The organism is Microcoleus sp. K1-B1, from assembly GCF_036704705.1.
In the GTDB taxonomy this organism is placed as follows: domain Bacteria; phylum Cyanobacteriota; class Cyanobacteriia; order Cyanobacteriales; family Microcoleaceae; genus Microcoleus.
The window spans coordinates 20,309-27,721 of sequence record NZ_JAUBSH010000086.1; the positions used below are offsets into that span (position 1 = coordinate 20,309).

Sequence of the window (7,413 nt, forward strand, 5' to 3'; positions counted from 1 at the left end):
CTAAACGGCCCCGGGATCTGTCAATAATTGTTTGATAACTGGTATGATTTACGTGCTTCAAGAGCCTAAAATACTCGGAAGCAACCAGTGGGGCCAGACACAAACCTCACTATAAAACGCCGTAGAGGGAAAGATTGCCAGTACCTTGAAGGAAGTTCTCGATCTCCTTAACAGGAGTCAGAAGCCCACATCACAATCTATAGATTTGATGTAGGAGTGTCACATTCTAGAGCGCATTACAGGACAGGCTGAAGTAATGGCGAGACGACAATCTGACCAATTCCACACACCACCGCAATACAACCCATCCCCTAAACCGACGGCACAGTTCAGTGCACAGGGGACAGGCGATGCGAGTTCCTTCGTAACGGCTGCGCCGACCGAAGGAAAAAGAACTTTTTGGCAGTGGCAGCTTATCTGGCTGAGTCTCCTGGTGGGATTTGGAGTAACGGGGGCCGCTGCATTTCTGTGGTTGCTGACGATGCCGCCGCCGCCCAATTGCCAGCAACTGTCGCCGTTGGCGGCGGACGGAGAGCGACTTTACTGCGCTCAGCAAGCTGCTAAGTCGGGCAAGCTAGAACAGCTAGAATCGGCAATGGCATTGGTGCAGGCTTGGCCGAAAGAACATCCGCTATACTCCCAGGGTCAACATTTGATAGGGGAATGGTCGAAAGCCATTCTGGGATTTGCCAGGGCAAAAATTGAGAGGGGCGATTTGAAAGGCGCTCTGGAGATTGTGGCGAAAATTCCGAAAACCAGTCGGTCTTACCCAGAGGTACAGGAGGCTGTGACTGCTTGGGAAAAAAATTGGCAGGAGGGCCAAAAACTCTACGATACAGCCCTAGCAGCTTTGAAAAGTGAGGATTTAAGGAAGGCTTGGGATTATGCTCAAGCTTTGTTCAAGCTGGAAAATGTTTTCTGGAGTCAGAAGCGTTACAACGAGCTGATCCAGCAGATTTCTTTGGAAAGAAACGGCTGGCAGCGCTTGCAAGAGGCTAGAGATTTGGCGAAGGACGAGACTCCGCAAAAGTTCGCTGAGGCGATCGTCCTAGCTCGAAAAATAGACTCGCAGCTCTTTGCCCGTGCTAAAGCTGAGAAGGAAATTGAGGGCTGGAGCCGGACTTTGCTGGCAATGGCTACTAAGCGGTTGGCGGCGAAAGACCTGCCGGGGGCGATCGAGGCTGCTTCTGTTGTGCCACAGGATTCGCTACTGTTTGCGGAAGCTCAAGATTTGATGCAGTTGGGTAGGGCTCAGGCAGTGACGTGGAACCAGTCGATATCAACTCCTCTGCCACAACACATTTTTAGCTTGCTGGAAGGGCAGGGGGCTGCTAGCCAAATAGCTCCGGGTCGCCCTCTGTACAAGCAAGCTCAAGTTCAAATTGAAAATTTGCAGGTGCAGTTTCAAGATTTGCTGCGGCTGCAAGTGGCGAGCACGATCGCTAGTGTCGGTCAGATAGGGACGTTTGCACTCGCGATCGAGCAAGCGCAAACCATCGGACTGAAGCAGCCACGGCGCGTTCACGCTCAAACTTTGGTGGCTTCTTGGCGTCGGGAAATTCAGCGGATTGAAGACCAATCTTTTCTGACTCTGGCGAAGCAGTTGGCCCAAGCGCAGACGGTTGAAGGACTCAAGGGCGGTATGGCTCAGTTAGTCCTGGTTGCTCAAAACCGCCCCCGCAGGATAGAAGCGCAAACTCTCTTGGCTCAGTGGACGAAACGCATAGAAGTTATTCAAGATCAGCCTTTTTTGGATGAAGCGATCGCCCTGGCGAAGCAAGGAAAACTTAGTGCTGCTATTGAAAAAGCTTCGCAAATTAAGAGCGGTAGGACTTTGTACGCGAAAGCTCAGGATAATGTCTATCAGTGGGTGAGTGAGCTGCAAGTTGCTCAAGACCGACCGATTCTCGATCGAGCTGCGGCATTGGCATCTCAAGGCAGTCTAGGAGCGGCGATCGATACGGCTTCCCAAATCGGTTACGGTAGGGCGCTGTATTCAGAGGCTGCAGGTGCGATCGGGCGCTGGAGTGCTGAACTCAGAGCCAACAGTGCACCGCCGCCGGAACCCGCTCGCGATTACGCGCCGGAACCCGCTCGCGACTACGCGCCAGCTCCGCGACAGGAGGAGTACGCGCCAGCTCCGCGACAGGAGGAGTACGCGCCAGCTCCGCGACAGGAGGAGTACGCGCCAGAGCCAGAGCCTTATTATCCGCCTGCGAGAGAAGAGGCCCCGGCTCCCGAACCTTACAATCCGCCTGCTCCGGAGCCGGAACCTTACTATCCGCCAGCTAGAGAGCCGGAACCGGAACCTTACAATCCGCCTGCTCCGGAGCCGGAACCTTACTATCCGCCAGCGAGAGAAGAGGCCCCGGCTCCGGCTCCGGAACCTGCTCCTCCGGCTCCGGCTCCGGAACCCGCGCCGCCCTCGATTCCTGAATCGGCTGGGCCTCCTGATGCTAATTTGCTGCCGGAGTAATTGGGTTTTCGCGCGATCAGTCTCTAAAATCTCCCATCTAAAATCAAGTGAGTAATTTCCAAGTGCTGACGATCGAGGGCGACCCCATTTTCCGGCTGGGGCTGCGAGTCGCTTGCGAGCAGTATCCAGACTTGCAAGTTGTTGCAGAGGTTTCAACCCCAACCGAGGCTTTGCGAGTTATAGAAACTCGCTCGCTCGACTCTGGAGCAGCCAAGAAGCCCGCAGATTTGGTAATTTTGGCTGTTGAAACCCTAAATTTGCGATCGGGTCAAATAGAGGCGGTGGCATTTTGTCGCGAACTCAAAAGTTTGTACCCCAATCTGCCTCTGTTGCTGCTAGGCGGGCCGCTGACAGCGGAGCTGTTGGCGGAGTTACAGGCGACGGGCGCGAAGGGCTATTGTCCTAAAGGTAGAGATATTTCTCTGACAATCGAAGCTATTCGCGCTGTGGCATCTGGTGGCACTTATTGGGCGACGGATGCGGCAGCTAACTCGGAAATAGAACTAAATGCAGCGGTGGTTCAAACAGTAGAAAACTCTGCAGAAATTGCCGAGAAAAATGCAGATAATCCGACAGTTGATACGCCAGTACACAAAAAAATGCTGGCTGATTTTTGTCTTTCTGGACTACGGGAAATAGATGCAACTTTGGCGGTTGTCCAAGCTGATTTGCAAGAGTTCAGAGCCGCAGCTCCGACTGATTTGCCCTCTATTTTAGATGGGGTTGTACTCAGCGGACGCCGCAGAGAATTGCTCGCAGCTCGTTGGATTGTCAGTCAGTTATTATTTGAAGGAAAAGGGGAGAAGGAAGAAGGAAGAAGGAAGAAGGAAGAAGGAAGAAGGAAGAAGGAAGAAGGAAGAAGGAAGAAGGAAGAAGGAAGAGGGGAGAGGGGAGAAGCCAGAAGGCAGAGGGGAGAAGGCAGAGGGGAGAAAGAAGAAATTAGAGGCGAGAATTTGTTAAATAATTCTCAATCGCAATTAGCGAAGTCCCAAGTTTTGGCGGGATCTTTGGTGGTTGCAACTAATTGGCAGGGTAGCTTGTTTGACTCGGCGGCAGCTAAATTGCAGTTTGAGTTGGTGAATTTGACTGGGTTGCCTTTAGAAATCGATATTTTGCGATCGCCCAAAAAGCGTGAATTGATGACTTCCATCCTGCGGAAGTTAAAGGATTTGCTGGAGGAATTGCGCTTTTCGCAAGTGCAGGAAACTCAATTGTCGCAAAAAATGCCTGCTATTTTACGGGATTTGTGGCAGGCGACAATCATAGATTTTTTTGGCAGATACTATACACTGCAAACGGAAGAAAATCTGGTTTTTGATGGCAGTCAAACCAGCTTGACACTGGGAGAAAGTCAAGGGGAAAGCGCTGCTGATCTCTTGGCAAGCAGCGGTATAGAAGTTGTGCCGATGCTGCTGGCAGATGCTGATGTAGTTGCAGCACAAATCCTTGACAAAATACCGATGACAGTTGATTTTTTTGCACATTTGCTATTTGAAATTCCTCTAACAGTTGACAATATTTCTTGTGTTGCTGGCAGCCCGGAAGCAATGCAGCGAGCTGAAGCTTTGTTGGAAAATTTGGCAATTCAAGTGGCTAGCGGAGTGCTACAGCCTCTACTAAATAATTTGGCAAATATTGAAGAAATAAAGCAAATTTTTTACGATAGTAAGTTGATTTCGACGCGAGAAATTGAGAGATTTAGGAATGATTTGTCGTGGAGATATAGCTGGGATAGATATTTTGTGGAACCGAAAGCTATTTTTGAAAGCAGGTTTTGGCTGTTTGTTTTGGGCGATTCTGGAATTAAGAGAATTTCTATTTATGCTCCGAGAAATCTGGAGTTAGCACAGTTGTCTGGGTGGCAGTTAGCCTTGACTTTGCTGCTGGAAACCAGGGATGCGATCGCACCTAGAGTTCGCGCGGTTATTTCGCTCTTGGGTGCTGGCGTTGTTTATGTTTTGACTCAGGTTATAGGGCGGGGAATTGGTTTGATCGGGCGGGGAATTATCCAGGGGATTGGTAATTCTTTGCAAGATAGTAAGTTTGGGAAAAATGGATAATTGGGAAGGGGGCATCGGGAATGGGGCATCGGGAATTGCTAATTGATAATATTGATAATTGGGCATTGGTAGTGATATTATAGGTAGGATAGATATGAGATGTGACACCATTCTCAATAACCTGTAGGGGCCGGTTTTTCCAACAATATTTGGTTGAGATCGATAGTCTCATAAACCCGCCCCTGCCCAACGGTCGATCGACCGGATTGGATATAACTTACTGCTATAAGGTTGACTTTTTATGAGTATTATGATAGCGATAGATGCCGATCGCATAAACAGTTTAGATTTGTCTCCGGTGCGGACTGTGATTGAAAAGTGGCTGGCAGAAGGAGCGATCGCCCAAAACGAACAACAGCTACAATTTGAAATTGAGTATCCGCGCGAAGAGTTAGATCCGCGAGAAATTTCGGAAATTCCCGAAGTGCGACTGTGGTTTATTCGCTTGGATGCTTGTTACCCTTGGCTGCCATTTTTGCTGGATTGGAAAGCGGGAGAATTGGCGCGCTATGCGGCGATGTTGGTGCCGCACCAGTTCCACCGCACCCAAGGTATTCAGTACAATCCTGAAGCTTTGGAAATGTTTTTGATGAACAAAATTTTTGTGTTGACTGATTGGTTGAATCAGCAGGGAATCCCCAGTAAATCGAAGTTGATGGCGATGTCGCAGATGTTTGGTTATGATTTGGAGGATGCTTTTTTTGATGTGATCGTGCCCCACAAATAAGCTGTAAGTAAGCCCACCTAAATTGTATTTTTTGGGCGGGCGGGACGCCCAATCCCTACTCCCCACAAGAATTTGCTCAAACTTGACTGTAAAATTTAGATGCTTCACATTATTGTGGGGTGGGCTTCTAGCCCGCCCAAAAAGGCGTAAGGTGTACAGTGCGTACCCCACAAATAGCGTGGTAAGCCCTCTTCACAATTTTCTCAGAATTGAGAGTTACTTTAAATAAACAACGATCGCCCGATTCAATCGATCGAGGAAATTTACCATGAAAACAGATTACCTCATCGTCGGCAGTGGTTTATCAGCACTGGTTTTCGGAGCTTTGATGGCCAACTCCGGCAAAACCGTACACATCCTCGAAGCTCACGAGCATCCCGGAGGCTTTGGTCACACCTTTACGATGGCCAAAAAATACACGTTTAATGCCCAATTCCACTACGTGTGGGACTGCGGCGAAGGACATACAGTCAATCGAGTTCTCAAAAAACTCGGTCTCGATCGAGATGTCACCTTTGAGCGGTACGATCCGAATGGCTACGACCACATGAGAATGCCTGGGTATGCGCTGGATATTCCCTCGGAACCAGAGGAACTGATCCGCAGATTGTCGGCGCTGTTTCCCGAAGCGGGCGAGAGAATTCGCAAATTCGTCAACGAAGTCGAGAAAACCGGCGAAGGACTCAGAAAACTCGCTCCTCCCGTCAAACCAATTGAATTACTCAAAAACTTCGGTGACGTATTCTGTGCCGTCCAACACCTCAACAGTACACTTCAGGACGTTTTCGACAAGTTCCAACTCCCGCAAGCCGCCCAAACCCTATTAGCCCTGCAATGGCCGGACTTTTTGCTGCCTCCAAATCAGCTTTCTTTCTATGCTTGGATTGCCTTGTTTAGAGGCTATCAAGAAGGTGCATTTTACCCGACGCAGCATTTTGAATATGTCATCAATTCTTTAGTTAATGTCATTGAATCCAACGGAGGGAAAGTTCTACTAAACCATGAAGTCACGAATTTTAGGGTGACAAACAGAACAGTAACGGGAGTTGAAGCGATGGATTTGACCACCCATCAAACCCATGAATTCACGGGCGACACGGTGATTTGCAACCTTGACCCGAAAAGAGCAGCCAAGATGATTGGAGAGGAACTGTTCTCTAAAAAAGTGCGGCGAAAACTCAACTATGAGTATTCTGCATCTAACTACATGGTGTACTGCGTTGTCAAAGATATCGATCTCCGAGACTATGGATTTGGCAAGTGGAATACCTTTCATACGGAACACTTGGATCTAAATGAAGCTTTTGCTCAAATGTATGAGCAAAATGATTTTTCTCGTCCGAGTTTTGCAATTACCACGCCAACTTTACTGACCCAAGCGCGGCGGGATTGTCCAGAAGATTGTCAAATTGTAGAATTTCTGACTGTTGCTAATTACAGCTATTTTAAACAGCTTTGGGAGAGCGATCGCAAAGCTTACAGGCAGAAGAAACAAGAGATTCTGGACTCGATTTTAGATGTTGTGGAAAAACACTATGTTCCGAATTTCCGCAAACACATGGTGTTTCATATTACCGGAAGTCCGACGACTAACGAGCGCTTCTGCTGGTGTCCTAACGGTAATTCCTACGGTTCCAGCCTGACGCCGCGCAACATGGGAGTTGATCGACTAAATCATGAAACATCCCTCAACAATTTCTATTTCTGCAACGCCTCTTCGGGCTATCCAGGCTTTGCACCGACATTTTGGACAGGGGCGCTGCTTTATCAACGTTTATCCGGCGATGCGATTTTAGGCTAAGGAAAATTAGCAATTGGTTATTTTCCTGTTTATCTCGTTCCTTGGCTGTGCCAAGAAATGAATTTCGGGAGGCTCTACCTCCTCTTAAAAATCTCTAGTTTGTGCTCTCATTATCTCGTTCATTGGCTCTGCCAAGGAATGAATTTCTGGAGGCTCTGCCTCCTCTTAAAAATGACGAGGCAGAGCCTCTATAAATGCGTTCCCAGGTAGAACCTGGAAACGAGAATTCCTTCCTTCTTCCTTCTTCCTTCTTCCTTCTTCCTTCTTCCTTCTTCCTTCTTCCTTCTTCCTTCTTCCTTCTTCCTTCTTCCTTCTTCCTTCTTCCTTCTTCCTTCTTCCTTCTTCCTTC

Annotated in this window: 4 protein-coding genes; all 4 read left to right on the forward strand. The window is 48.6% G+C overall.

What is annotated here, in order from left to right; all coding sequences use genetic code 11:
* Window positions 1-256: 256 nt before the first annotated feature.
* On the forward strand, window positions 257-2,476 hold the full coding sequence (locus tag QUA83_RS24000) for a hypothetical protein (protein ID WP_333296371.1): 2,220 nt from the start codon (window positions 257-259) through the stop codon (window positions 2,474-2,476).
* Window positions 2,477-2,523: 47 nt separating this feature from the next.
* Window positions 2,524-4,536 (forward strand): DUF3685 domain-containing protein, encoded by a 2,013-nt coding sequence (locus QUA83_RS24005; RefSeq protein ID WP_333296373.1) that lies wholly within the window; start codon window positions 2,524-2,526, stop codon window positions 4,534-4,536.
* A gap of 241 nt (window positions 4,537-4,777) precedes the next feature.
* Window positions 4,778-5,263, forward strand: coding sequence for a CRR6 family NdhI maturation factor (locus tag QUA83_RS24010; RefSeq protein WP_333218718.1), 486 nt, complete (start codon window positions 4,778-4,780; stop codon window positions 5,261-5,263).
* A 268-nt stretch (window positions 5,264-5,531) separates the two neighbouring features.
* Window positions 5,532-7,064 carry an NAD(P)/FAD-dependent oxidoreductase gene (locus QUA83_RS24015; protein ID WP_333296374.1) on the forward strand — a complete coding sequence of 511 codons (1,533 nt, stop codon included), beginning with the start codon at window positions 5,532-5,534 and terminating at the stop codon, window positions 7,062-7,064.
* Window positions 7,065-7,413 lie beyond the last annotated feature (349 nt).